Origin of the sequence: Wansuia hejianensis, assembly GCF_014337215.1 — a bacterium.
Classification (GTDB): Bacteria; Bacillota; Clostridia; order Lachnospirales; family Lachnospiraceae; genus Scatomonas; species Scatomonas hejianensis.
On record NZ_CP060635.1, the window covers coordinates 2,492,875 to 2,516,437 of the forward strand.

General features: G+C 52.0%; 21 protein-coding genes and 1 pseudogene. 4 read left to right on the forward strand and 18 right to left on the reverse strand.

Annotated elements, in window-relative coordinates; genetic code table 11:
* Window positions 1-248 precede the first annotated feature (248 nt).
* The 8 genes from H9Q79_RS11575 to H9Q79_RS11610 form a co-directional block, all read right to left on the reverse strand.
* A complete protein-coding gene (locus H9Q79_RS11575) occupies window positions 249-1,355 on the reverse strand; it encodes a class II aldolase/adducin family protein (protein ID WP_249328339.1) in 1,107 nt (368 codons plus the stop codon).
* A 12-nt stretch (window positions 1,356-1,367) separates the two neighbouring features.
* Window positions 1,368-2,705 (reverse strand): phosphomannomutase/phosphoglucomutase, encoded by a 1,338-nt coding sequence (locus H9Q79_RS11580; RefSeq protein WP_249328340.1) that lies wholly within the window; start codon window positions 2,703-2,705, stop codon window positions 1,368-1,370.
* Entirely contained in the window at window positions 2,692-4,155 is a 1,464-nt protein-coding gene (locus H9Q79_RS11585) for an FGGY-family carbohydrate kinase (RefSeq protein WP_249328341.1), read from the reverse strand. Before H9Q79_RS11585 ends, H9Q79_RS11580 begins: the two co-directional genes overlap by 14 nt.
* A complete protein-coding gene (locus tag H9Q79_RS11590; protein ID WP_249328342.1) occupies window positions 4,148-5,635 on the reverse strand; it encodes a rhamnulokinase in 1,488 nt (495 codons plus the stop codon). Before H9Q79_RS11590 ends, H9Q79_RS11585 begins: the two co-directional genes overlap by 8 nt.
* 122 nt (window positions 5,636-5,757) lie before the next feature.
* Window positions 5,758-6,855, reverse strand: a complete 1,098-nt coding sequence (locus tag H9Q79_RS11595) for a substrate-binding domain-containing protein (RefSeq protein WP_118644125.1) — start codon at window positions 6,853-6,855, stop codon at window positions 5,758-5,760.
* A 31-nt stretch (window positions 6,856-6,886) separates the two neighbouring features.
* Window positions 6,887-7,858, reverse strand: coding sequence for an ABC transporter permease (locus H9Q79_RS11600; protein ID WP_118644123.1), 972 nt, complete (start codon window positions 7,856-7,858; stop codon window positions 6,887-6,889).
* On the reverse strand, window positions 7,858-8,853 hold the full coding sequence (locus H9Q79_RS11605) for an ABC transporter permease (RefSeq protein WP_118644121.1): 996 nt from the start codon (window positions 8,851-8,853) through the stop codon (window positions 7,858-7,860). Before H9Q79_RS11605 ends, H9Q79_RS11600 begins: the two co-directional genes overlap by 1 nt.
* A gap of 4 nt (window positions 8,854-8,857) precedes the next feature.
* Window positions 8,858-10,363: a sugar ABC transporter ATP-binding protein gene (locus tag H9Q79_RS11610; protein ID WP_249328343.1), complete on the reverse strand. Its 1,506-nt coding sequence runs from the start codon at window positions 10,361-10,363 to the stop codon at window positions 8,858-8,860.
* A gap of 392 nt (window positions 10,364-10,755) precedes the next feature.
* Here H9Q79_RS11610 and H9Q79_RS11615 point away from each other — a divergent pair, with 392 nt between their 5' ends.
* From H9Q79_RS11615 to H9Q79_RS11625, 3 genes are all read left to right on the forward strand, one after another.
* On the forward strand, window positions 10,756-11,766 hold the full coding sequence (locus tag H9Q79_RS11615) for a LacI family DNA-binding transcriptional regulator (RefSeq protein WP_249328344.1): 1,011 nt from the start codon (window positions 10,756-10,758) through the stop codon (window positions 11,764-11,766).
* A 310-nt stretch (window positions 11,767-12,076) separates the two neighbouring features.
* Window positions 12,077-13,312 carry a TIM barrel protein gene (locus H9Q79_RS11620; RefSeq protein ID WP_118644113.1) on the forward strand — a complete coding sequence of 412 codons (1,236 nt, stop codon included), beginning with the start codon at window positions 12,077-12,079 and terminating at the stop codon, window positions 13,310-13,312.
* Between the two features lie 43 nt (window positions 13,313-13,355).
* Complete coding sequence (locus tag H9Q79_RS11625) at window positions 13,356-14,411, forward strand: uroporphyrinogen decarboxylase family protein (RefSeq protein WP_249328345.1); 1,056 nt, start codon at window positions 13,356-13,358, stop codon at window positions 14,409-14,411.
* 76 nt (window positions 14,412-14,487) lie between these two features.
* Here the strand turns inward: H9Q79_RS11625 and H9Q79_RS18520 are convergent, their stop codons facing one another.
* From H9Q79_RS18520 to modA, 8 genes and pseudogenes are all read right to left on the reverse strand, one after another.
* Entirely contained in the window at window positions 14,488-14,955 is a 468-nt protein-coding gene (locus H9Q79_RS18520; protein ID WP_249329719.1) for an MOSC domain-containing protein, read from the reverse strand.
* Window positions 14,956-14,982: 27 nt separating this feature from the next.
* Window positions 14,983-15,486: pseudogene (locus tag H9Q79_RS18525) on the reverse strand (MogA/MoaB family molybdenum cofactor biosynthesis protein); the annotation flags it as partial.
* Window positions 15,417-16,391, reverse strand: coding sequence for a GTP 3',8-cyclase MoaA (moaA, locus tag H9Q79_RS11640; protein ID WP_249328346.1), 975 nt, complete (start codon window positions 16,389-16,391; stop codon window positions 15,417-15,419). The gene moaA and the pseudogene H9Q79_RS18525, both read right to left, overlap by 70 nt.
* Window positions 16,384-16,863: a cyclic pyranopterin monophosphate synthase MoaC gene (gene moaC, locus H9Q79_RS11645; protein WP_118644107.1), complete on the reverse strand. Its 480-nt coding sequence runs from the start codon at window positions 16,861-16,863 to the stop codon at window positions 16,384-16,386. The genes moaA and moaC overlap by 8 nt, the downstream gene beginning before the upstream one ends.
* A gap of 150 nt (window positions 16,864-17,013) precedes the next feature.
* Window positions 17,014-18,036, reverse strand: coding sequence for a molybdopterin-binding protein (locus H9Q79_RS11650; protein ID WP_249328347.1), 1,023 nt, complete (start codon window positions 18,034-18,036; stop codon window positions 17,014-17,016).
* 29 nt (window positions 18,037-18,065) lie between these two features.
* Complete coding sequence (locus H9Q79_RS11655) at window positions 18,066-19,112, reverse strand: sulfate/molybdate ABC transporter ATP-binding protein (protein WP_249328348.1); 1,047 nt, start codon at window positions 19,110-19,112, stop codon at window positions 18,066-18,068.
* Complete coding sequence (gene modB, locus H9Q79_RS11660; RefSeq protein WP_118644101.1) at window positions 19,109-19,777, reverse strand: molybdate ABC transporter permease subunit; 669 nt, start codon at window positions 19,775-19,777, stop codon at window positions 19,109-19,111. The genes H9Q79_RS11655 and modB overlap by 4 nt, the downstream gene beginning before the upstream one ends.
* A 33-nt stretch (window positions 19,778-19,810) precedes the next feature.
* Window positions 19,811-20,653 (reverse strand): molybdate ABC transporter substrate-binding protein, encoded by an 843-nt coding sequence (gene modA, locus H9Q79_RS11665; RefSeq protein WP_249328349.1) that lies wholly within the window; start codon window positions 20,651-20,653, stop codon window positions 19,811-19,813.
* 236 nt (window positions 20,654-20,889) lie between these two features.
* Here modA and H9Q79_RS11670 point away from each other — a divergent pair, with 236 nt between their 5' ends.
* On the forward strand, window positions 20,890-21,918 hold the full coding sequence (locus H9Q79_RS11670; RefSeq protein ID WP_249328350.1) for an XdhC family protein: 1,029 nt from the start codon (window positions 20,890-20,892) through the stop codon (window positions 21,916-21,918).
* 1 nt (window position 21,919) lies between these two features.
* On the opposite strand, the gene H9Q79_RS11675 is transcribed toward H9Q79_RS11670, so the two are convergent.
* Entirely contained in the window at window positions 21,920-22,534 is a 615-nt protein-coding gene (locus H9Q79_RS11675; RefSeq protein ID WP_118644099.1) for a glycerol-3-phosphate acyltransferase, read from the reverse strand.
* 251 nt (window positions 22,535-22,785) lie between these two features.
* On the reverse strand, window positions 22,786-23,259 hold the full coding sequence (gene spoVAC, locus H9Q79_RS11680) for a stage V sporulation protein AC (protein WP_118644097.1): 474 nt from the start codon (window positions 23,257-23,259) through the stop codon (window positions 22,786-22,788).
* Window positions 23,260-23,563 lie beyond the last annotated feature (304 nt).

Sequence of the window (23,563 nt, forward strand, 5' to 3'; positions counted from 1 at the left end):
ACACAAACACAGCTCTACCGCCAGAAAAAGACCAGAGGCACTATCGCCAGCTCTAACGGCGTACAAACAGATTATGGTTGAACTTCCAATTGATCGGTGAGGGGGAGGTGTTGTGGATACCCGGACGAAAGGCTGAGGGGAGGCGGGTCGGAACAGGGACGGCGCCATGGAAGGCTGCGGCCTGCCGGAGGTCTCCCGCTGCTTTTCGTCCGGGCATCCACCCCTCCCCCTCGCCACAAAACCAAATTTCATTTTTTCTTGCTCTCTGCCCCCGCCCCACCCGAAAGAGATTTCCTGTATTTCTCACTTTCCCAATTATTCACGAATTCCTGCGCAGCTTCTCCCAGCACTGCCGTCTTATATCCGGCATTCCGGATGTGTTCTTCCAGAAACACCACAGAAAGCAATACCTCCGCCGTCACCTGTGCCTTTCCTTTGCTCATTCTGAAATATAATTTTCCCGTCTCCGGGTCGGCTGTACAGCAATCCTGTCCGGGCATCCGGCCGCCTTCCGTCTTAAATGTACCCACCAGGAAAACCATCTGATCCGGGCAAAGCGGAGCGTAAAGCAGATGATTTTCCGTATAAATACCACTTCGGAACGCTTGCTCCAGGAATGGAATTTCGCTTCTGTAAAGCCCTTCTTCTAGTTCCTGCAATACTACTTCCGGATATTCTTCCAGCTTCAGCCCAAAGTATTCTGCAAGGCGCCGGTTTACGTCCTCCTGTATTCCCAGGCAGGCTTCACATTCTGAATGATGGACCACCAGCCCGTGATTCTGCATGAAATACACGGCCGGCTCTTCTCCCTGTGATTCTTTTACACGTCTGCCTTCCTCCTGTACTGCAAAGGTCAGGTTTGCCCCGGGATTTGAGTAGGGCACCCAGCCCCAGCGGTAATCCGCGCCATCCAGGACCCTTTGCAGGATTTCCCGGCAGCTTTCTGTGCAGCAGGCCAGGTTCGCGTATACACTGTGTGTATGCGAAACAAAACGCCCCAGGATCGAATGAAAACCGGCTTCCACAGACGGGCGCAGCTCTGGAAGCCCTTCGATCCTGCACTGGGCCTGCTTCGTTTGCGCAGCTCCTGCCGCTTCCACGTCCTGGAAATCTTTTGCCTCATGACCGCCGTAAAAGCTTCTCAGCATCTGATAATCTAATACGGAATACGCCTGCTCCGTGCCGACGTCACTGAGGCGGTAGCCCGACGCTTTGATAGCCATCTTCCCACCCGCCAGCTTTACGGAAGTGTTGCCTCCCCCGCCCTGTACGTAATCACTCCGTCCTCCCGAACAATGGGACAGGCGGACATATTCCTCCAGTAATTTTCTATTGTTATTCACAAAATCCGACATAATACACTCCTTTCAATAGGACGACAGGTCAACGCCCAGTTTCTGCCCCGCAGTTTCCAGCAATTTCGCAAGCCGCTCTTCTTTGGGGGCTTCCAGCCGCATCGTGAACGCCGGTTCCGTAATGGACCTCCTCAGCAGCACCCAGCTTCCGTCCGGGAATTCCAGGCGGATTCCGTCTATGCGGACGGCCTTCAGCCCCGGTTCTCCGGCCCAGTCTTCCATCCGGCGGAAGATCCTGTCTATTTCGTCCGCCGGCGCCGCTCTCCGTATATCCGGGGTGATTGCGGTATAGCGTACCTGCTCCAGCAGCCCCCGCAGGGTCCGGCCGGATTTCCGCAGAATATCCGCCATTGTCACCAGAGCAAACAGTCCGTCATCCCCTTCCAGTTCACGGAAAAAATAATGGCCGCTCACCTCCCCTGCCAGGCGGCTGCCAGCCTGCAGGAAATGTCTCCTTATAAACGCATGGCCGGAACGTTCCATGATCGCCACTCCTCCCGCATCTAATACGGCTTTTTGTAAAATCGAGCTGCACTTTAAGTCATAGACCACGCTCTCCCCCGGACGGACCAGACTGTCTGAAAATATCACCATGGCTTCTTCCGCCAGGAGCGGAACGCCCGCACTGTCCACAAAGATCGCCCGGTCGCCGTCGCCGTCAAACGCGACTCCAAAATCGGCCTGCACCTCCTTCACCTTCAGGCACAGGGCCGAGAGGTTTTTCTGTACGGCCGGATTCGGGTCCCTGTTGGGGAAGGTGCCGTCATAGCTGCAATACAGCCGTGTTACCCGCAGACCCAGCGCCTCCATCACTCTGGGGGCCGTTTCACTCATGGCCCCGTTTCCGGCGTCAATGACCACATGGAGAGGGACACACTTCCCCTGTCCGTATTGGCTTCTCAGCATTTCCTCATAGGCAGAGCCTGTATCCACCCGGTGAAATGTCCCCTCGCCGGACTCAAACTTTCCGGATTCTGCACGGTCCTGTATTTCCCGGATGTCCTCCGGAAGAACTGGCAGCTCTCCCAGCATCAGCTTTAATCCATTATATTTGGGCGGATTATGGGATGCGGTAATTTGCGCGCTTCCGTATGCATCCAGAAATCGTTTGGAAAAGTAAAGCTGCGGGGTGGAAACCTGCCCCACATCCCATACCTTTGCCCCACCCTCCAGAAGCGCTTCCACAAATGCTGCTTTCAGAGAAGGGGTGTGCGTGCGGAAATCACCGCCGACCACAATTGTACGCCCCTGCAGTAAGCCGGCGACCGCTCTCCCGATTCTTCCCATCTCCTCTTCCCGCAGATCTTCCCCATAGATACCGCGTATATCACAATCTTTATAGATACTCATCGATATAATTCCTCTTTCTGCAGATATCGCAAAATTCCTCATATAAATCGTTGTAAGCTGCATGTCTCCGAACGTCTGGTTCAAATACCCGCGTGTGTTTTACCATCAATTCGGCCGCTTCGCAGAGATTCCTTCCCAGAGACACGGTTCCGGCGATAACCGCAGTTCCGTAGGATGCTTCCACCATGGCCGGCTGTACCAGTCTTTTTCCCAGTATATCGGCCCGTATCTGTGACCAGACCGGAGCCTTTACCGCTCCTCCGGCGATCGTGACCGTATCACCCGGCGGACAGCCCAGGCCCTCCAGTGTATCGTAGCACAGCCGCTCCACATAACCGACGCCCTCCATTGTGCCCGCATAGCGAGCCTCCTCTCCTTCATTTCTCAGTCTGAAGAAGGCCTCGGCCTCCGGATTCACGAACGGGAACCGCTCTCCTTTCATGGTCAGGGGATAAATCACATTGCCCGTGGGAGTCATCGCAGGGACTCTTGAATTCAGAACCGCGAAATTTTCCTCTCCAAACCATTGATTCAGGCAGATTCCGCCCACGTTGCCGGCGCCGCCCGGGTACCAGTATCCCTGCGGATGCTTATGGCAGTAAACACGGCCCTTCGGATCTTTTATGAATTGCTCTGTGACTCCCTTCAGGACAATCGTCGTCCCAATGGTGGTGTTGTACTGACCAGGACGCACGACCCCGGAAGCTACGCAGGACGAGTAACCGTCCGTGGTGCCTGCCACGATCTCTGTATCAGCCGGAAGCCCTGTTTCGGCCGCAGCCGCGGCTGTGATCCTACCCACCGGCCAGCCCGGCATTACCACATCCGGAAGAAGCTTTCTGTCGATACCCAGAGAACAGAAAATTCCACCCTCCCATTTTTCATCAATCAAATCATAGCCACTCTTTAGCGCATTTGAATAATCCGTCACCCGGAAATTCCCGGTCAGGCATCCTGTCAGGTAATCAGCCTGATGGACGAAGGACGCCGCCTTTTCATAGATCCAAGGCCAGTTTTTCTGTATCCACAGGATCTTTGGCAGGCTGAAGGACGCACTCATGCGGTATCCCAGTTTTTCTTCCAGCCCTTTTACGTTCTCATGCAGCTCGTCCATGACAGAAGAAGCCCTGGAATCATTGTACATCAGGGCCGCCGAAAGAGGCCGCCCCTCACTGTCTAACGGCAATATGGTCCCGCTGGTTCCGTCCACTGCCAGCACCGCAGAAAATCCCGGCTTCGCCGCCCGCAGCGCGCGTGCTGTCTCTGCCAGCACTTCCATCGACGCCTGCCTCCACTCCTCTGCCCGTTGTTCTTTATATGGCTCCTCCGCCACATTTATATGGCTGTAGCGCCTGGAAGCTTCTGCAATCAGCTGCCCCCGTGCGTCAGCAGCGGCCGCCCGGACCCCCTGGGTACCCAGATCGAGCCCGATTAATATTTTTTCACCCATGAAACACCCTTTCTCTGTAGAACTGATACCTTTTCTCCCACACATCCACATCCTCCGGCAAGAAATATTCGATGGGGAACGAATTCCGTATGACCTCCCGGATCTCATCCAGAGAACCGAACAATCCCAGACCTGCCGCCTGTATCATGATATTGCCGGCCGCTGTGGCCTCTCCCGGTCCGGCCATCACGGGTACCTTCATCACATTGGCCGTCAGCTGGTTCAGGAAACGGTTATTGCAGCCGCCCCCGATAATGTTCAATTCGCGGATTTCAAATCCGGCTGCTTCCGCCATCTTATCGAAATTACGGCGGTATTTCATCGCCAGACTCTCATAAATCGTTCTGGCCGTCTCTGCAATCTGATCCTCTCCAAGCGGCTTCTGGCCTGTTTTGGCAAAATAACTGCGGATCGCACCGCACATGGTGTCGGGATTAAAGAAAAGCTCATCGTCAATATCCAACCACCGGGTAAAGGGCTGTGCTTTTTCTGCCGCCTCCGCGATCTCCGGATAAGAAATACCAGGGTTCTTCTTCTGCCATTCCCTTTTGCAGCACTGCAGCACCCAGAGGCCCATGACATTTTTGGCGAACAGATTCCGTCCGAAGGCAAAACCTGAGTTGGATATGCTCAGCTCTCTTGCTTTTTCGTTGACTACCACCCGGTCCAGATCCAGGCAGGCTATCGACCAGGTGCCTGACGACAGGATTGCAGCGCCCTCTCCGCCGCCAGGGGCAGCCACCGCCGCGCTGGCCGTATCATGTATACAGGGAGCGGTTACCGGCACCGGGTCCAGTCCGCATTCAGCCGCTATCTGGCCATCCAGCATTCCCACCCGCTGCCCCGGATATATCATATCTCCCTGAATCCTCCGGGGCAGGCCAAAGGCTTCAAACACCTCATCCGCCCATGCCTGTTTCACCGGGTTATAGAGTTGGGAAATGGAATTTACCGTATAGGACATCGTGATCTGTCCCGTCAGAAAATAGTGCAGGAGATCCCCCAGATAAATCAGGTGGGAAGCATGATCCACCACGGTTCTTTCCCTCTCCTTCAGCGCTATGAGCTGGTTCAGTGTATTGATCTGAAGCATCTGTATGCCGGTCTCTGAATACAGACGGTCCTTTCCCATCTTTTTTTGTATGATTTTATCCGTTTCATTCGTTTTGCTGTCCCTGTAAGAATAGGGAACCGCCAGAAGATTACCCTGTCCGTCCAGGAGCCCGAAATCACACCCCCAGGTATCAATGCCGATGGAATCCAGCACCGGCCCGAACTCCCTCACATATTTTTTCAGTCCGGCCAGTATCTCCTCATAAAAGCTCAGTACATTCAGAAGGCATTTTCCGTTCACTTCCACAAAACCGGTGGGGAATCTGTGCAGCTCATGCAGTCTCAGCTTTCCGCTCTCCAATTCACCCATGATCGCGCGTCCGCTCTCAGCCCCGAAGTCAAATGCCAGTATCCTTTTTGCCGTCACGTGTGTCACCTTCCTCCCAGATAGTTAATGTAAAACTCACTCCTGCAAAAAGGAAAGGGCAGACGGCAGGCATCTCTGACTGCTCTCTGCCCTTTCCTGCAAGATTTTTTTACCTCAGAAGATCAGAAGTCATAATCATCAATAGTGTCCTTCGTCAGCTCCAGCGGCGGTCCCGCATAGAGGGTTCCGTTAGGTCCGAATTCATAGGTCTGTCCGTCATACTCAAAGGATTCGTCTGTCGCAGGATCGACTTCGCCTTTACGGATCAGATATCCGCACAGTGCTCCGGCATAGCCTTCCATGTAGGTATTCCACAGGGTGGTGCTGGATACGGTTCCGTCTTTCACATAATCTCTCATCTGGTTCGGCGTTCCGCAGCCCTGTACATGAACAGTATCGGCACAGCCGCGCTGTGACACTGCCATGGCTGCCGCAACAACGGCGACGGTAGTCGGGCAGAGCATGCCCTTCAGCTCCGGATATTTGTCCATGGCATTTTCAGCGCAGGACAGGGAAGCATTCTGCTCGTCATTTCCGTACATAATTTCAACCAGCTCCATATTTTTATATTTTTCCTGCTCATTCATGGATTTGTAAATTTCGATCTGATTATTCTGGAACGGAGCGTCTGTCGTTGAGGAAATAATCACGTACTGTCCCTCATAATTCATATCAGCCGCCAGCTTCTCGAACATTACCTCCGCCAGCTCGTCATAGTTGCAGCCGATGCTGCAGGCAGCCCGGTACTGCTCATTGCCGGTGATATCGTCATTGACCATCAATACCGTCACTCCGGCATCCTTCGCGTCCTGAAGCGTTGCGTTCAGGGTATCCGGGGAGTTGGGGGCGATCAGCAGAATGTCCACTCCATTCTGGATCTGAGCCTCAATATACGGTATCTGCGAGGTCGCGTCCGCCACATCCGGGGCAACCGTCGAATACTCCATTCCCAGCTCTCCGCACAGGTCTTCAATGCCCTGGGCGATGGGAGTGAAATAATCAATACCGGTACAGATGGGAATCCAGCATACCTTCAGCTTCTCATCTCCGGCGGTTTCTGTCTTCTCTGGCGCCTCTGTGGTACTTCCTGATTTTGCCGTCTCAGATTTTGAAGATGAAGCGGCTGAATTAGACGTCTGGCTGTCCTGCGCCTTTGTACAGGCAGAGAATGAACAGGCCAGCATCGCCAGTGTCAGAGTCATTGCTACAGCTTTTTTCATTTCTTTTCCTCCTTTTTCTTGAAAAAATTATTTAAGACAGATGGTTTTTCCTGCGGTAGTTCTCAATGATATTGGAAAACACCATGACCAGGATCATCGTCAGGCCAATGCAAGCCTTCTGATAATAGTCATTAAAGTTAGCCAGCATCATGGAAGCCCTGAACATTACCACTATGAAAAACGCAATTACGCTGCCCCAAATCGTACCTTTTCCGCCTGTGAAGGCTGTCCCTCCCATCAGAACCATCACCACCACATCCATCTGACCATCCGAATGGATATTGTAGCGGGCCATCTCAAACCGGGACATCGAGAACAGCCCCGCCAGCCCGCAGGCGGCACCCACCATGGCGAACAGCAGCATCTTTGTCTTTTCCACCGCCACGCCTGAATAGTGGGCTACCTTACTGTTGCTGCCGATCGCGTAGACCGTTCTTCCAAAATAGGTTCTGGACAGTATAAAACTGAATATCACCGCCAGCACCAAAAATACCATAGTGGTCGCCGGGATCACCCCGAACGCCATCCAGTCATCCACACCGTTAAACCACTCAGGAAATCCTCCCACGGAACCATCCCCGATCAGAACCTGTGACAGGCCCCTAAACAGGGACATTGTCCCAATGGTGATAATCAGAGAGCTTAGTCCCGTTTTGATCACCAACAGCCCGTTGACAATTCCCAGCAATGCGCCAAACACCACACAGGCCACGCACAGCACCTGCATCGGCACCCCTTTTGTATAGAGGACTGTGGTGATACAGGCCGACAGCGTCAGAGTGGAAGCAACCGACAGATCGATTTCACCTGCGATCATCAGCAGCGTAAAGGGTATCCCAATGATGCCCAGTTCCACGTACAGAGTCGTTGACCGGAGCAGGTACTGGATGTCCAGGAAATTGGAAGAAATCCGGGACCCGAATATCACTACCAGGACAAAAGCAACTGCCAGAATCAATTCATCTCTGAGGATTGTCTTTAAAAACTTATTCCCTTTCGCCATTACCGCTTCTCCTCCAAAGTTTTGTGCATTCTCGTCCTGAACTGCTTATCCGCAATTACAGCCACGACAATGATTAATCCGTAGATTGCCTTTTGCCAGTGCCCGGACAAGCCGACAATCGTGATTGCCGTGTCCAGCTCTCCCAGCAGGAATACCCCGAAGATAGTACCCAGCACGCTGCCGGTGCCGCCTGACATACTGGTCCCGCCGATCACTACGGCGGCAATAACTGTAAATTCTATGCCTGTGCCCACTGCTGTTGGATTCACATATCCAATACGTGAAATATAAGCCAGGGCCGCCAGGCCGCTGCAGATCCCCGCAAATACAAAACAAATAATAGAGATTCTCTTGGTATTAATCCCCCTCAGCCCGGCCGCTGTCGGATTGTCCCCACAGAAATAAATATTGCGTCCCAGCTTCGTTTTCATCAGAATGACGGCTACCGCCACCGCTACTGCAAATACAAACAGGATCAGGTATGGTACCCCTACCACTGAGGCGTTAAAAGCCGACAGCTTCGTTATGTACCTGGGTATCGACGTATTGTCTATCTGTTCGCCGTTGCACATGATATAGAAAACGCCTCTGAATATATAGCCTGTTCCCATGGTCACGATCACCGAAGGAAGATTCAGTTTGTTGACGGCAAAGCCGTTAATCAAGCCCAGCGCCCCTCCGACTGCAGCGGATACCAGGCACAGGAGCAACAGGTTAAATCCGGGATTGGCCCGCAGGATCATGCCCGCAGTCACCGCGCAGAATCCCATGATAGCTCCAATGGACATGTCTACATTGCGGTTAATGATAATCGCCATCTCACCCAGCGCCAGCAAAAGCACATAAGGCATAAACAGCAATATCGTATTGAACACATTCCAATTGAACCAACGGGGCTGGATCACTCCTACCAATATGTAAATTACAATCAGCACCAGGAATACGCTGAATTCCTGCATTCCCAGCAGTTTTCTCATTCTCTCTTTCACAGCCATGACCTTATCCTTTCCGGTTATGTGCCGCCATCAGCACTTTTTCCTCTTGCAGTTCCTCTCTTCTGAGGGTTCCTGACATCCTTCCCTCATACATAACAACCACGTTATCGCACAGACCGATAATCTCTGCCTGTTCAGACGAGATAAGGATAATGCACTTCCCTTCCCTGGCCAGCTGGCTGATCAGCTTGTAGACTTCTGCCTTTGCCCCGATGTCAATTCCGCGGGTAGGCTCGTCCAGGATCAGGATATCCGGTTCCACAGACAGCCATTTTGCGATGCTGACCTTTTGCTGGTTCCCGCCGGAAAGCTCATTCACCCGCTGCTCATAGCTGTCACATTTTGTCTGCAGCAGCTTGGCGTATGCTGAGGTCAGCTCCTGTTCCGCCTTCCTGCTGACCACTCCCCATTTATTGGTGATCTTGTGAGGCACAGCAAAGGTGGAGTTAAAAGCGATTGATTTCTCCAGCAGCAGCCCCAGTCCCTGGCGATCCTCAGGCAGCAGGGCGATTTTGTTGGCAATCGCCTGTTTCGGATTTTTTATCTTCACTTCCTTCCCGTCAATCAGGATTTTCCCGGATTCCACCGGCGTAATCCCGAAGATCCCCCTGGCGATCTCTGAGCGCCCGGCGCCTACCAGGCCGGCCAGTCCGAAGATTTCTCCCCTGTGAACCTTAAAGGAAACATTGGAAAAGCACCCCTTAACGCTGATATCCTGTACCTCGAAGTACGGCTTTTCCTCGATGGGCACCGTTTCTTTCGTTATGAATTCGCCCAGGCTTTTGCCGATCATCAGACGCACCAGCTCATTCTCCGTCAGATCACTGCGCTGATATGTCCCGATGCAGCTTCCATTCCTCAGAACAGTAACACGATCGGCAATCTCCATCACTTCATTCAGGCGGTGGCTCACATAAACGACTGACTTTCCCTGTTTTGTCAGAGAGCGTATCAGATCCAGCAGCTTATTCACCTCGTGAGGCGTCAGGGAAGCTGTCGGTTCATCCATGAAGATCACACGCGCATTGCTGGCAAGCACGTTCGCGATTTCTATCTTCTGCATATCAGCCACCGACAGACCCATCACCTTCCGGTGAATATCAAAGGGAATGCCCAGTGAATCCATGATTTCCTGCCCCTTCTTTTCCAGGGTCCTGTAATTTACAGCCGCATGCTCCATGTTCCCCGCAAAGATATTCTCCAGTATGGACAGGTTCTGGAAGGTCAGAGGCTCCTGGTGAATCATCGCCATTCCATACTTTCTCGCGTCGGTAGGGCTGGAAATCCTCACCTCGTCTCCATCGACAAAGATCTTGCCGGAAGTAATTCTGTGCACCCCGAATATCACATTCATCAGCGTGGATTTTCCCGCTCCGTTCTCTCCCATCAGGGCATGTACCTCTCCGGGAACGATATCAAAATTGACGTCTTTCAGGACCTTTGTCTTGCCGAACTCCTTGCATAAATTTTCAACTTTTATGGTTGATTTTCCGTCATTTTCATTCAACACATCCATTTCCTCCGCAATTTAGTCGAAACTCCTCAGGTATTGCTCTCTGTTTATACTCAGAATTATAAACGTTCCCATTATCGAATGCAAGTTAAATATTATTTTTGTCTACTTCTCATCTATTTACTGTTTAATTTTTGTACATATTGCACATTTTTATGAGTTTTTATTGCTTTTATGCTTATATATATCATTCCCATTCCGCAATTTTATTCTGTTATTTTAATTTTTTAAGCTCTTTTCTTCTATTTTTACTTGTCATTTTTATGATTTTCATGTATCATTTTAGTATCGTTCCCATATATGTCACCTCTATAATTGCATTTCATATTTGACATATGGAATAATTTGACTTAAGATAACAGTAATCCAGAGAAGAAGGAGGCATTATCATGTCCAACAACATCTTCGATGTGGCGCATTTAGCAGGAGTCAGCAAATCCACGGTATCCAGAGTGATTAATAACTGTGAAAATATAAAACCCTCTACAAAAGCCAAAGTCGAGGCCGCAATGAAGGAGTTAAATTATACTCCCAGTTATTTTGCGCAGAGTATTCGTACACGCAAGGCCAAAACGCTTGCCCTGTTGGTTCCCGAGGTTTCCAACCTGTTTTATAATGAATTATTCAATATAATAGCAGAGGTAGCCATGCAGCACGGCTACCTGGTTCTCCTGTGCAATGTGGGACAGACACGGGAACGCATCCTTTCTTTCATCCAAAAACTCCGCCAGCGGAATATCGACGGAATTATTTACTGCGTCTATCAGAGCTCCCTTCTTATGGATGAGCTGATTCAGATTTCACACCAGATCCCTATGGTTTTCGTGGATTATCCCAATCCTCAGAGGGATGATATCTCCTGCATAGCCTCTGACGGCCTGCACGATACAGCGCAGATCGTAAAGATGTTCTACGACCAGGGGCGAAAGCGTATCGCATTCGTCGGCCTGGGGGATATTGTGACGATCAACTACCGTTATCTGGGTTACAGCGCAAGCCTGACCGCCTGCGGCTATCCATTTGACAAAGGCCTGGTCTACCAGGAATACCTGAGCAATTATTCAGGAGAACATTTCCATATTGGCTACCGCGCCGCCCAGGCATTGATGAACCGGGATGAAAAGCCGGACGCCATCGTCTGCGGCACCGACATGCTGGCAATTGCCGTCATCCGTTATCTTCTGGAGAACGGCTACCACATTCCCCAGGACGTGGCAGTCACCGGCTATGACAACATATCCATCAGCTCCATGGTGTTCCCTTCTCTGTCCACAATGGCTCAGCCCATTCATGAAATGGGCACTGCGGCAGCGGACATCCTCTTTAAGAAGATTGAGAACAACAGTTATAACAAAAGCCTTTTGCTCCAGTCCGAATTTATCAGCCGGGATTCCACCTGAAAACTCAAATATAAAAGCTAAACACTCTAACATTCTGTAACTGTTCAACTTTCAGGCTTCACTGCCGTAAAAGCATACGCGCAGGTTGCACATGCCTGCAGCTTGGCGCAGTATATCCTGAGATTTCATCGCAAATGCAATGCGTCGCCCAGCGGCACGCCGGAACCCAAAACTGTCACAACAATTTTCGTTAATTTGGTCTATTGACTTTAAATTATACTCATGCTATTATTTATATGTCTTTATGGGAACGTTACTCAAAATGAGGTGTGTTCCATACAGGATAATCTTTCAGAAAGAGGTATGTGATATGGCATATACGCTAAAAGACAATTATGATGCCCTGTGCGAAAAGCTCGCCTCCAGAAATGTCGACATTGAGTGGGTGAAGAACAAATTAAAGGAGCAAAGGATTGAACTTCCCTCCTGGGCTGTCGGTAACTCCGGCACCCGTTATGGTACTTTTAGTGACAAAGGCGCCGCCGTGACTGTTTGGGACCGGATCGATGACTGCGCAGAAATCCAGCGCTGTCTTGGTATCACTCCCCTAATGGCTACCCACGTATGCTGGGACAAAACAGAGGACGGTAATTTTATTCCCGTTAAGGAATATGCCGCCGAAAAGGGTATGCGCCTGGGAACTCTTCATCCGAATACCTTCAGCGGACAACAATTCCGCTATGGCTCCATGTGTTCTCCGGTCCGCGAGGTCCGCGAACAGACAAAGGAGCATTTTGCTGAATGCGTCCGCATCGCCCGTGAGCTGAACTGCAAAACAATTGGTATGTGGGTCGCAGACGGCACAAATTATCCCGGCCAGGACGTGCTACGTGAAAGGAAGCACCGGCTGTTTGAGGGATTAAACTGCCTCTGCAGCGCCATGGATTCCGATATGACCCTTCTTCTGGAATATAAGCCCTTTGAGCCCTTTTTCTACACCACCGACGTCAATGACTGGGGGATGAGCCTTCTGATGTGTGAAAAGCTGGGAGATCAGGCAAAGGTCCTGGTTGACCTGGGCCACCACGTGTCCGGCGTCAATGTGGAACAGATTATCGCTACTCTTCTCGATGAACAGAAGCTGGGCGGCTTCCACTTCAATAACCGGCGTTATGCAGATGATGATTTGATTCTGGGCACTGTAAACCCCCTGGAAATCTTTATGATCTATAAAGAAATCACAGACGCCGGACTGGACGGCCTGCCCACAGATATTACATATATGCTGGATCAATCCCATAACATTGAAAACAGTATTGAGGGAATTATCTATTCTGTGATGAACATTCAGACAGCCTTCGCCAAATCTCTGATTATTGACCGTAAGGCCCTGAGTGATTCCCAGAGTAATAATGATACTGTGTTGTCCAATAAGCTGGTGATGGAAGCCTTCGAGACCGACGTACAGCCTCTGATTGAAACCGTCCGCCTGGAGCTGGGGCTGGAAAACACGAACCCTCTGGCAAATTACAGGAACAGCGGATATCAGAAGAAAATCGAAGCAACCCGGACTGCAGTTGCGCTCACTCTGGGCGGGGGCTGCTGACCGGTACAACAGACAGACGAACAGATCGTAAAGGAGGTCACAAATGACTGGAAAAGAACGAATCATGGCGGCCCTGAACCGTCAGGTGCCCGATCATGCGCCCACCATGGAATGGATTCTAAGTAAAAAGGTAATGAAAACCGCCTATGGAACTGAAGATGATATCGAATTCTCCCGGCTGGCGGACCTGGACGCCCTGGCAGTTTCCCTGGGCAGCAAAAACAGAGCCGTCCTGGACGGTGGGAAACGCGTTGTAGACGAATGGGGCATTACCCGGCAGATTTATGAGGAATATCCCCTGCCCGTAGTAAATCCCATTAAGAATATGGATGATTTTAAAGCCATGGAAATTCCCGACCCCGACGCTTCCTACCACTACGACCGGATCAAGCTGGCGCTTAAAGAAGTCGGCGATGAAAAGGCGATTGTCGGCCGGGTTAAGGACGTCATTTCCATGCCCCGTGACCTGATGGGCTTTGAGTCCTTCCTGGAAAGCCTCTACACCGACCCTGATCTGGCAACCGGGCTCATGAAAATGAGCTGCGATTATTCCTGCCGGGTGTGTGAAAACCTGCACGACATCGGAATTGAAATCATCGTACTGGGAGACGACATTGCCAACAACAATGCGCTTCTGATGAGCCCATCCATGTATCGAGAAATGGTGCTGCCGCACTTCGCCAAGCTGGTACAGCACGCCAAAAAGCTGGGCATGAAAGTAATCAAGCATTCAGACGGCGACCTGAATGCGATCGTGGAAGACCTGATCGGTGCCGGCATCGACTGTCTGGACCCCATAGACAAACGTGGGAACATGCGCATGGGCGAGCTGAAGAAGAAATACGGCCATCAGATCGCCTTTAAAGGAAATGTCGACTGTGTGGAAACCCTGGTGGATCAACCGCTGGAAGCAGTTCGGAAAGAGACGGCCCAGACGCTTCTGGAAGGCGGGATTGGCGGCGGACTGATTATTTCTTCCTCCAACTCCATCCATACAGGCATTAACGCCGAAAACTGGAAATACTTCCTGGAGGTGCGCAAGGAGCTGGGGCAGTATCCGCTGAATGTTGAAATGCTTGAGAAAATAGCTTCTGAATAAGTGATCTAAAAATGCTGCGTGCCAGCCTGGCAAAGGCATCACGCAGCATTTTTCCAGCATGGATAAAACCTTTACATTAAATGACTGTCAGTTCGTCCCCCTCCCGGATCGTCCCGCCATGAAGAACCCTGGCAAATACCCCTTCCTTCGGCATGATGCATTCGCCCATCTGTTTGAATATCTCGCAGCCGCTGTGACATTCTTTTCCGATCTGGGTCAGTTCCAGCACCACCTCTCCGCACCGGAACCGGGTCCCCTCCGGCAGCCTTCGGAAATCAATTCCGCTGACGATGAGGTTTTCCCCAAAAGCCCCTTCTTCCACAGCCGCACCTCTGGCCCTAAACGCTTCTATTTTTTCATATGACAGCAGACTTACCTGCCTGTGCCACTCTCCCGCATGGGCATCATTTTCAATCCCGAAATTCTCAATCAGCCTGGCCTCATGGATATTTTTTTTGGGAGTTCCTCTTTTTTCACTGATGCAGACTGCCAAGACCTTCCCGGAAACGGCCGGGGCTCCACAGTTTGACGCATTTCCGGTCAGTACGTCCAGCCCGTGAGCCAGTTCTGTGATTACATACTCCAGACATTCCCGGACTGCTTTGGGACTGCCCGGCAGATTGACAATCAATGTCTGCTTCCGTATTCCCGCCGCACTTCTGCTGAGCATGGCGCGTTTGGTGAACTGCAGGCTGTGGGCCCGCATGGCTTCCGGTATGCCCGGCACCTCCCGCTCCACTGCGGCCAGCGTCGCCTCCGGCATGCAATCCCTGGGCGAAAAGCCTGTCCCCCCGGTGGTCAGGATCAGATCCGCCAAACGTTCATCGGCGATCCGTTCCATCTCCGCCGTCAGCTTTTCCTGATCGTCAGGAAGGATGACGAAAGACACCACACGGTAGCCGTGTTCTTCAGCAATCCTGCAGATCTCTGGGCCGCTTTGATCTTCTCTTTTTCCCTCATATCCGCTGTCACTGGACACAATAACTGCTACTCTTCGTTCCATATTTAACCTCCGATCTGTGACATCATATGTGTTTCCCCGCCATGCCCCGGTTCCCGGCCAAACCGGTGGCATTCCGGCTTCCGGCGTATGGCATCTTCTGCCGCCCTGAAAAGCTCCTCCGCTCCTGCTCCTGCACGAAGCAGCCGCCTCAGGTCGGCCCCTTCCTCATACTGAAGGCAAGTCTTTAAAAACCCCTGGGCTGTGAGCCGGATCCGGTTGCAGCTTCCACAGAACTGATGGCTGACCGGGCTGATAAAACCAATCTTTCCTGCGAACCCGGGAAAGCTGTAATAATGTCCGGGGCCATTGCCCAGCTCTTCTTCACAGGCTTCGCATTTCCCATACCGGAGCTGCAGCTCCTCCAACAGCCCCTTTTCCTTTTTGGGGGTAAACTGCTTTCCCTGGCCGATGGGCATCATTTCTATAAAACGCACATGAATGGCCTGATCCTTGGCTAGGCCTGCCACCGCCGCCGCGTCCTGTCCGGGGATTCCCATGGGAACGCAATTGATTTTTAATGGGATATCTGGGTATCCCATCGCACTCCGAATCCCCCGCAGCACTGACCGAAGGCCGGTTCTTCTGGTGATCTGCTCATATACCTCCGCGTTCAGGGTATCCAGGCTGATATTAATACCGTCTATACCTGCCTCTGCCAGTTCTCCCATGGCCTTTTCCAACAGAACTCCATTGGTCGTCAGTGTCACCCTCTCAATCCCCGGCACTTGTTTCAGCATTTTTACCAGCAGGAATAGCTTACTCCGCACAAGCGGCTCTCCTCCGGTCAGCCTGATGGACCGGATTCCCAGCCGTGCCAATACTCCGGCCAGCTCCGTGATCTCTTCATAGCTCAGTATCTCATGCCTACCGGCAGGACGGACCCCCTCCTCCGGCATACAGTAGATGCACCTCAGATTGCAGCGGTCTGTCACCGACACCCGCAGATAGTCTATGACCCTTCCATATCCGTCAACCATACGTAATGTCCCCGCTCCTGCCTCCTGTTTTGGCCAATAGGCGGACGTCCGTAATCTCCATCCCCCTGTCAATGGCCTTACACATGTCGTAAATAGTCAGCAGAGCCACCGTAACCGCCGTCAGTGCTTCCATCTCCACGCCGGTCTTTTCCTCCACTTTCACCGTAGAGATGGCCCGTATTTCCAGCTTTTCTTCATCCGTCTCGAAATCAACGGCACATTTCCGGATACAGAGGGGGTGGCACATGGGAATCAGCGACCATGCCTGCTTGGCGGCCATGATTCCAGCCACACGGGCCACGCCCAGCACATCTCCCTTTTTCACGTTCCCGTGAACCACGGCGTCCATAACCTCCGCGTTTACGCGGATTGCTCCCGCAGCCGACGCCGTGCGGACCGTAACGGCCTTCTCTGACACATCCACCATGACAGCATTGCCCGCTTCATCAAAATGGTTCCATTTCTCATCCATAATATTCAAACCTCTCTGCAATCAAAATCCGCATTCCTACGCTTCATTTTCTCTTACAAATATATCAGGAATTCTAAACTTCATTTCCTCTTTCAAACAAATGTGTAATCCTGTGATCCACTTACTTTAATAATTGCTGTGGTTTATATCTCAGATTTTACCAAACCCACAGGCCGGAAAATGGCATTCCGGGCAGCCCAGGCACAGGCCGCCGTTTCCAAGCCTGGTAATATCGCGCCGGGTGACGGGGATCTTCGCGGCCACGCGCGGCAGCATCAGGTCAAATATTGTTGTATCCGCATACATGACGCAGCCGGGCAGACCCATAACGGGAGTCCCGTCCTCAAAATATGCCAGGCAGAACATGGCGCCGGGCAGGACCGGAGCGCCGTAGGATATCACCCTGGCGCCGCTGGCTTTAATCGCGCCAGGCGTCTGATCGTCCGGGTCCACGCTCATACCCCCTGTGGCTATGATGAGTTCACAGCCTCTGTTCTTCAGCTCCAGAATCGCCGCTGTAATCCTGCCTTTCTCATCATTCACCGTCAGGTGTTCTGCCGTCTGTATTCCGTATCCCTCAAGCTTCCTCCTGACTACCGGTGTAAAGGTATCCTGGATTCTGCCGTAGAACACTTCATTTCCGGTGGTGACGATGCCGGCCGTCTTCAGGCGGTATGGGAGCAGCTCGCACAGGGGAGCTCCGCCTGCCCGTTCTCTCACAAGCTCCATCTTCTCCTTCGCGATTACCAGCGGAATTACTCTGGTACCCAACAGCTTATCTCCTTTTTTTACAGGTGTGTTGGTATGGCGCGACGCAATCATTACCTGATCAATGTCGTTAATCTCATCCAGACGTTCCACATCTATGCGGAAAAGCCCGTCGCATTCCGCCGTCAGTTCTATTTTCCCCTCTCTCACTTCAGAGGGAGCCATGTGCTCGTTCATGCACACCTGGCATAAAATCCCGGCGGCCTCATTTTCGTGGTATACGGTATCATCCTTTTCCCAGACATACAGATTGTCCTTTCCCAGGCTTTTCAACACAGGGATATCTTCCTCTGTCACGATATGCCCCTTGCGGAACCTGGCCCCCTTCGTAACTCCCCGTATGATCTGCGTCACATCATGGCACAGCACCTGTCCAACCGCATCCTCTGTCCTTATCAGTTTCATAAGCTCTCCACCTTCTTTTCATCATCCGGCTATTCCGGATAGAGTAACAGAACATTCTGCGGAGCGATCCCCAGCCGCTCCGGCATCTGCTGCGGCTTCCTGTCCTTCGAAATCCGCCACCAGAGATCCGGCGTTCCTTTTCTCTGTCCCGTGTACCGAAACAAAATTCTCATTTCAAAAGGTTCCTCCCGCTCGGCGGAGTATACCACCGGAAATACATTTTCCTCCGCCCCCGGATTAAAATAATGCGCCCGGATTCCCACCGCGCACAGGGAATCACCCACCTGCTGCTTCGTCCTGAGCCGGACGCCCCAATCCGGAACTTCAACTTCATACTCGCCCGTTTTACGGGCCGCGGCTATGTTCTTGCAGCCTGTCAGCGCAGCTCCGGTCCTGCTGCCCGGATCTGCGAATATCTCCTTTGTTTTCCCCATGCTCAGCAGCTTCCCCTGGCCCATAACGGCCACACGGCCGCAGAGATAATAAACCTCATCCCGGCTGTGGCTGACCAGCAGCACATCTTTTCCGAAATCCGTCAGAATATCCCTCACCTGGGTCTGAAGCTGCTCCCGGAGATAGGTGTCCAGCGCGCTGAACGGTTCGTCCAGAAGCAAAAGCTCCGGACCGCTGACCAGCATCCTCGCCAGAGCCGCCCGCTGCTGCTGCCCCCCGCTCAGCTGATGGGGATACAGCCCGCGCTGTTTTACCAGCCCCATCGCCTCCACCGCTTCATCCAGCTTCCTGTTTCTGGCCCGCCGGTCCTTTTCCCGGCACAGGCCGCAGCGGATATTTTGCTCCACCGTCATATTGGGAAACAGGGCGTAATTTTGGAACAGATACCCCACGCGCCGTTCCTGGGGCCTCCTGTCTATGTGCTTAACGCTGTCGAAAAGTACTCTTCCATTCAGGACGATCCTGCCCTCATCGGGCTTCTCAATTCCTGCGATACACTTCAGCGTCATGCTTTTCCCGCAGCCAGAGGCGCCCAGCAGCCCCGTGATTCCCTCCGCATGCTCCAGATCCACGGTCATAGAAAAATCCCCCAGCGTTTTTCTGATATGAGCAGAAAGACTCATATCCGTCCCACCTTTCTGTTTTTTTGTTCCAGCATATTTACGAAAAGCAGGATCACGGCCGAAATTGCCAGGTTAACCATTACCCACCGGAACGCTCCCGCTTCGTTATCTGTCCTCCACAGCTGATAGACCGTGGTTGAAATAGTCGCCGTCCTGCCAGGCACATACCCGATCAGCATGCTGGTAGCCCCGTATTCTCCCAGCGCCCTGGCAAAAGCCAGGACAGTTCCCGCCAGAATGCCCTGCCTGCAGGCAGGCATCCGTATCCGCCAGAAAATATAAGAATTGGATAGCCCCAGCGTCTGGCCGGAATAGGCCAGGTTCACGTCAAAGCTCTCAAAGGCTCCTCTGGCTGTCCGGTACATAAGCGGAAAAGCCACCACCGCGGCCGCTGCAATTCCTCCGTACCAGGTCATCGCAAACTGGATCCCGGCCTTTGACAGCAGGATTCCCAGCGGTCTCTTCGGCCCTAACAGCAACAGGAGAAAATATCCGCAGACCGTTGGCGGAAGTACCAGGGGAAGCGTAAGCGCCACATCCAGAAGCCCCTTCAGCGCCCTGGGCAGCTTCGCCGCATAGTAGGCCGCAAATATGCCGGTAAAAAACACAATCACACAGGCTGCCGACGCTATCCTGAGGGAATTCCAAAGAGGATACCAATCCATAACTTCTCACCTCCGTGTTCCTGTATCCGGCTCTCAGCCTTCGATTCTGGAAAATCCCACCGTCTTAAATATATCCATGCATTCATCAGTCTGAAGAAAATCCAGAAAAGCTTCAGCTTCCTCCGGATACCGGCTGTTCTTCATGACAGCCGCCGGGTAAATCACCTGCCCGCACATCTGTGCCGTAGCGGAGTCCACCACCTTCAGATCCGCAGAATATGCGTCCGTACAATAAATGATTCCACAATCCACACTGCCCTCAGAAATCTGAGTGGTTACTTCTTTTACATTGCTTCCATAGGAAATCACACCGCCGGCTGCCAGCTCTTCTTCGTTCAATCCGTAATATTGCAGTATTTTCTGCGTGTACTGCCCCACCGGAACATCGCTGTTGCCCATGGCCATCAGCACGCTTCCGTCCCTAAGCGCCGCCGCCAGATCGTCAAAACCTGCCAGCTCCGCGGTATTGACCTCATTCACGCAGAGAGTGACCTTATTTTCCAGAATATCCACTCTGGTCCCCTCCCGCACAAAATCCAGCCCTTCTGTATTCACCTCAGGGGAAGCAGCGCTGTCCAGCTGGTTCATTTGCTTCTGTCCCGCTGATAGAAACAGATCACAGCCCGCCCCCTCCTGAATCTGTGTCTTCAGTGTTCCGGAGGAATCAAAATTAAACACCAGATGAACTTCCGGACGCTTCTCCGCATACAGGGAACTGATCTCTGTGAGCGTCTCTGTCATAGATGCCGCCGCAAAAACAGTGAGTTCCACCTTCGCAGGAGAATCCGGACTCGGATTCTCCCCATCCGTACCGCATGAGACAAGCCCCAGGGACATCAGAACGGCCAGAAATACCGCCGTTATCTTCTTTTTCATTGGTATTCTCCTTTCAAAAAAATGCTGGCAGAATATGGATTTACATACTCCGCCACTCCCGAGGTTATTTTGTGAAACTTCGGAGTACACTCAGGAGTATAGCAAGATTTTAAAGGTTTTACAAGGTATACTCCTGAGTATGGCTTTATAGCTGTTTCTTATCTGGTCAAAAACAGATCTGCCTGTTACAATGTATTTTAGACATATCGCAATTAAGATTTCCGGGAGGTATAAGGATGCTGGAATTTTGGCAGCGGGTTGCAGAATGCAATCCCAATCATCAGAATAAGGTATTGACAGCTCTGGACCCGGAGCTGTCCGGTGAGAAAGCTTTGTTTTCTAACGGCCGGCTGATCTGGGAGTCCCATAAAGATGGTTTTTTTTCCGTTCACCAGAAGGAAATCTCTGCGCTCACCGGATGCGGTCTTCGCCTGGTGGACGGAAAGCAGGTTTTCTGTGACTTTCTGAGCGGCGAAAAAATGCTGGTGGTCTGCGGCGCAGGACACGTCTCCATTCCTGTGATTCAAATGGGCAAAATACTGGGCTACTGTGTAACCGTTTTGGAAGACCGTCCCGTATTCGCGGATAACGCCAGGAGGACAGGCGCGGACCGGGTGATTTGCAAACCTTTTGAACAGGGGCTTAGGGAGATATCCGGAGGAAAGGATACTTTTTTTATCATCCTGACACGGGGGCATCGTTACGACCAGACTTGCCTGGAGATCATCGCGGCGAAAGAGCATGCCTATATAGGTATGATCGGCAGCCGTTCCCGTACCGCCAGGGTAAAGGAGGCGCTCATTGAAAAGGGCGTAGACCCCGGGACCCTGGAACGGGTATATACACCCATCGGCCTGGATATCGGCGCGGAGACTCCGGAAGAAATCGCAGTCGCTATCATGGCCGAAATCGTTCAGGTGAAAAACAAAACCGGCCGGAAAGGCGGTTATCCAAGAGAGATCCTTCAGGCTGTCCTGGAGCCGTCCCGGGCTTTAACCGAAAAAATCCTGGCTACTATAGTATCCAGGAAAGGGTCCGCACCCAGAGAGGTGGGTACAAAAATGCTGATCTACAGGGACGGAACAACTGTCGGAACAATTGGCGGAGGCTGTCTGGAGGCTGATGTACGCCAGGCAGCTCTCCGCCTTCTCTCCAGGGCGAATTCAAAATCATGCCTCTATCACGCTGATCTGACAGGCAAAGACGCCGAAACCGAGGGAATGGTCTGCGGCGGCGTCATTGACGTATTGCTGGAGGCCCTGTGATCTATTTCCCACGCCGCAGCCGTTTTAAAAGGTCGATCTGCGGTTCGGTTCCTGTAGGTATATTCTTAAGCCCAGGATAATGCCGGATCAACATCAGGAGCGCCAGCACCGCTGCAATTATCCCGGCCTCAGCACCATAGATCCCAAACGCGGGAAACAGAAATACCGCTGGAATCATCACGGCGCCGACAGGAAGATACTTTGTTAATATCACTCCAACCAGGCCTGCAATGCAGGCCAAAAGTCCCCAGAGAGGCGAAATACAGACCAGAGCCGCGCAGGTACAGGCAACTCCTTTACCGCCCCGGAACTTGTGCCAGGCAGGAAAATTATGCCCTGTAACACAGCCCAGGCCGCTGTACAGAGCCGCCGGCAGCTGCATGGACGGGAACAAGAGAAAACGGCAGGCAAGACAGGCCAGCAACGTCTTGCCCACATCCCCCGCCAGCACCAGAAGCCCGTCCCTGAAGCCATATTGTCTCATCATATTCGCCATCCCGGGATTCCCCGTTCCTACTCCAAAAGCGCTCTTTCCCGCCTTTTTCCTGGACAGCAGCTCTGCGGTCAGAAAATTCCCACACAGGTAACCTGCCAGAAAGCTAATCATTCTTTCCATACCAATCGCTCCTTTTTTGTAAACTTTGTGGAACAGCGTAAGCTGTTCCCCCGCCCGGCAGGGCATGTATTACGGGATACCCTGTGGGTATAAGTATATCATAACCCAAGCAATAAATCCGGAATTCAGGGCAAAGAATCTTGCTTATTGACAGATGGAACCGGGAAATGAGCTCCGCCCCCCGAATATGAGGAAAAGCCGGGTGCTGCAGGCCCGGCTTTGAAAAAATCGATTCATTTTAATAACCAGCCTCAGCCCCAGTAAAGCCCTGCCAGCTTCAGCACATAATAGGCGATTCCCAGCAGCCAGCTGACAAACACTCCATACAAGATCACTGGTCCCGCAATGGTAAAGATCTTAGCCCCTACGCCGAATACCTGTCCTTCTTTCTTGTATTCGATGGCAGGCGCAGCAACCGAATTTGCAAAACCGGTGATCGGCACCAATGCGCCCGCTCCGCCGAAGGTCACCAGTCTCTGGTACAGATTCAGTCCGGTAAACAGAGCGCTTAGAAAGACCAGTATCAGCGAACACCATGCTCCGGCATCATCCTTTGTCACGCCGTTGTTCATGGCTGTATTGAGGATAAACTGACCCAGTACGCAAATCAGCCCGCCCACTATGAATGCCTTGAGCATATTCAGCGGGAGATTCTGTTTAGGGGTTACCTGGTTGACAAACTGCTCATATTCTTTTTTCTTATCTTCACTGTGCAGACTTTCCATTGGTCATAACCATCCTTTTTTCGTTAGTATGGTTAGTTTTCTCCGGAATTATACTGCCTTCTGATCCGTTCCCTGCAAACGTCCCCAGAATATCCCACTAGGACTGCGCCGGCTTCGGCAATTTTGTAATTTTATTCAATTATTTCTCACACAGCCAGACTATTCTTCAAGTATTACACACTGGTTTCCTCTGGAGGCAAAAATCTGCTCGAAAGCTTCCCGTCAGATGTCTAATACTCATATGTCATATACAAGAATACCTTTTAGGTATCAATACAATGAAGAAGCCCTGTGCGGGCAGCTT

Bases quoted from the DNA above. Each gene is read 5' to 3' on its own strand.
- H9Q79_RS11595 (WP_118644125.1), bottom strand. From the start codon at position 6,855: ATGAAAAAAGCTGTAGCAATGACTCTGACACTGGCGATGCTGGCCTGT.
- H9Q79_RS11675 (WP_118644099.1), bottom strand. From the start codon at position 22,534: ATGGAAAGAATGATTAGCTTTCTGGCAGGTTACCTGTGTGGGAATTTT.
- H9Q79_RS11655 (WP_249328348.1), bottom strand. From the start codon at position 19,112: ATGAGTCTTTCTGCTCATATCAGAAAAACGCTGGGGGATTTTTCTATG.
- H9Q79_RS11625 (WP_249328345.1), top strand. From the start codon at position 13,356: ATGACTGGAAAAGAACGAATCATGGCGGCCCTGAACCGTCAGGTGCCC.
- H9Q79_RS11605 (WP_118644121.1), bottom strand. From the start codon at position 8,853: ATGGCTGTGAAAGAGAGAATGAGAAAACTGCTGGGAATGCAGGAATTC.
- moaC (WP_118644107.1), bottom strand. From the start codon at position 16,863: ATGGATGAGAAATGGAACCATTTTGATGAAGCGGGCAATGCTGTCATG.
- H9Q79_RS11585 (WP_249328341.1), bottom strand. From the start codon at position 4,155: ATGGGTGAAAAAATATTAATCGGGCTCGATCTGGGTACCCAGGGGGTC.
- H9Q79_RS11670 (WP_249328350.1), top strand. From the start codon at position 20,890: ATGCTGGAATTTTGGCAGCGGGTTGCAGAATGCAATCCCAATCATCAG.
- modA (WP_249328349.1), bottom strand. From the start codon at position 20,653: ATGAAAAAGAAGATAACGGCGGTATTTCTGGCCGTTCTGATGTCCCTG.
- spoVAC (WP_118644097.1), bottom strand. From the start codon at position 23,259: ATGGAAAGTCTGCACAGTGAAGATAAGAAAAAAGAATATGAGCAGTTT.
- H9Q79_RS11650 (WP_249328347.1), bottom strand. From the start codon at position 18,036: ATGAAACTGATAAGGACAGAGGATGCGGTTGGACAGGTGCTGTGCCAT.
- H9Q79_RS11615 (WP_249328344.1), top strand. From the start codon at position 10,756: ATGTCCAACAACATCTTCGATGTGGCGCATTTAGCAGGAGTCAGCAAA.
- modB (WP_118644101.1), bottom strand. From the start codon at position 19,777: ATGGATTGGTATCCTCTTTGGAATTCCCTCAGGATAGCGTCGGCAGCC.
- H9Q79_RS11620 (WP_118644113.1), top strand. From the start codon at position 12,077: ATGGCATATACGCTAAAAGACAATTATGATGCCCTGTGCGAAAAGCTC.
- H9Q79_RS11600 (WP_118644123.1), bottom strand. From the start codon at position 7,858: ATGGCGAAAGGGAATAAGTTTTTAAAGACAATCCTCAGAGATGAATTG.
- H9Q79_RS11580 (WP_249328340.1), bottom strand. From the start codon at position 2,705: ATGAGTATCTATAAAGATTGTGATATACGCGGTATCTATGGGGAAGAT.
- H9Q79_RS11575 (WP_249328339.1), bottom strand. From the start codon at position 1,355: ATGTCGGATTTTGTGAATAACAATAGAAAATTACTGGAGGAATATGTC.
- moaA (WP_249328346.1), bottom strand. From the start codon at position 16,391: ATGGTTGACGGATATGGAAGGGTCATAGACTATCTGCGGGTGTCGGTG.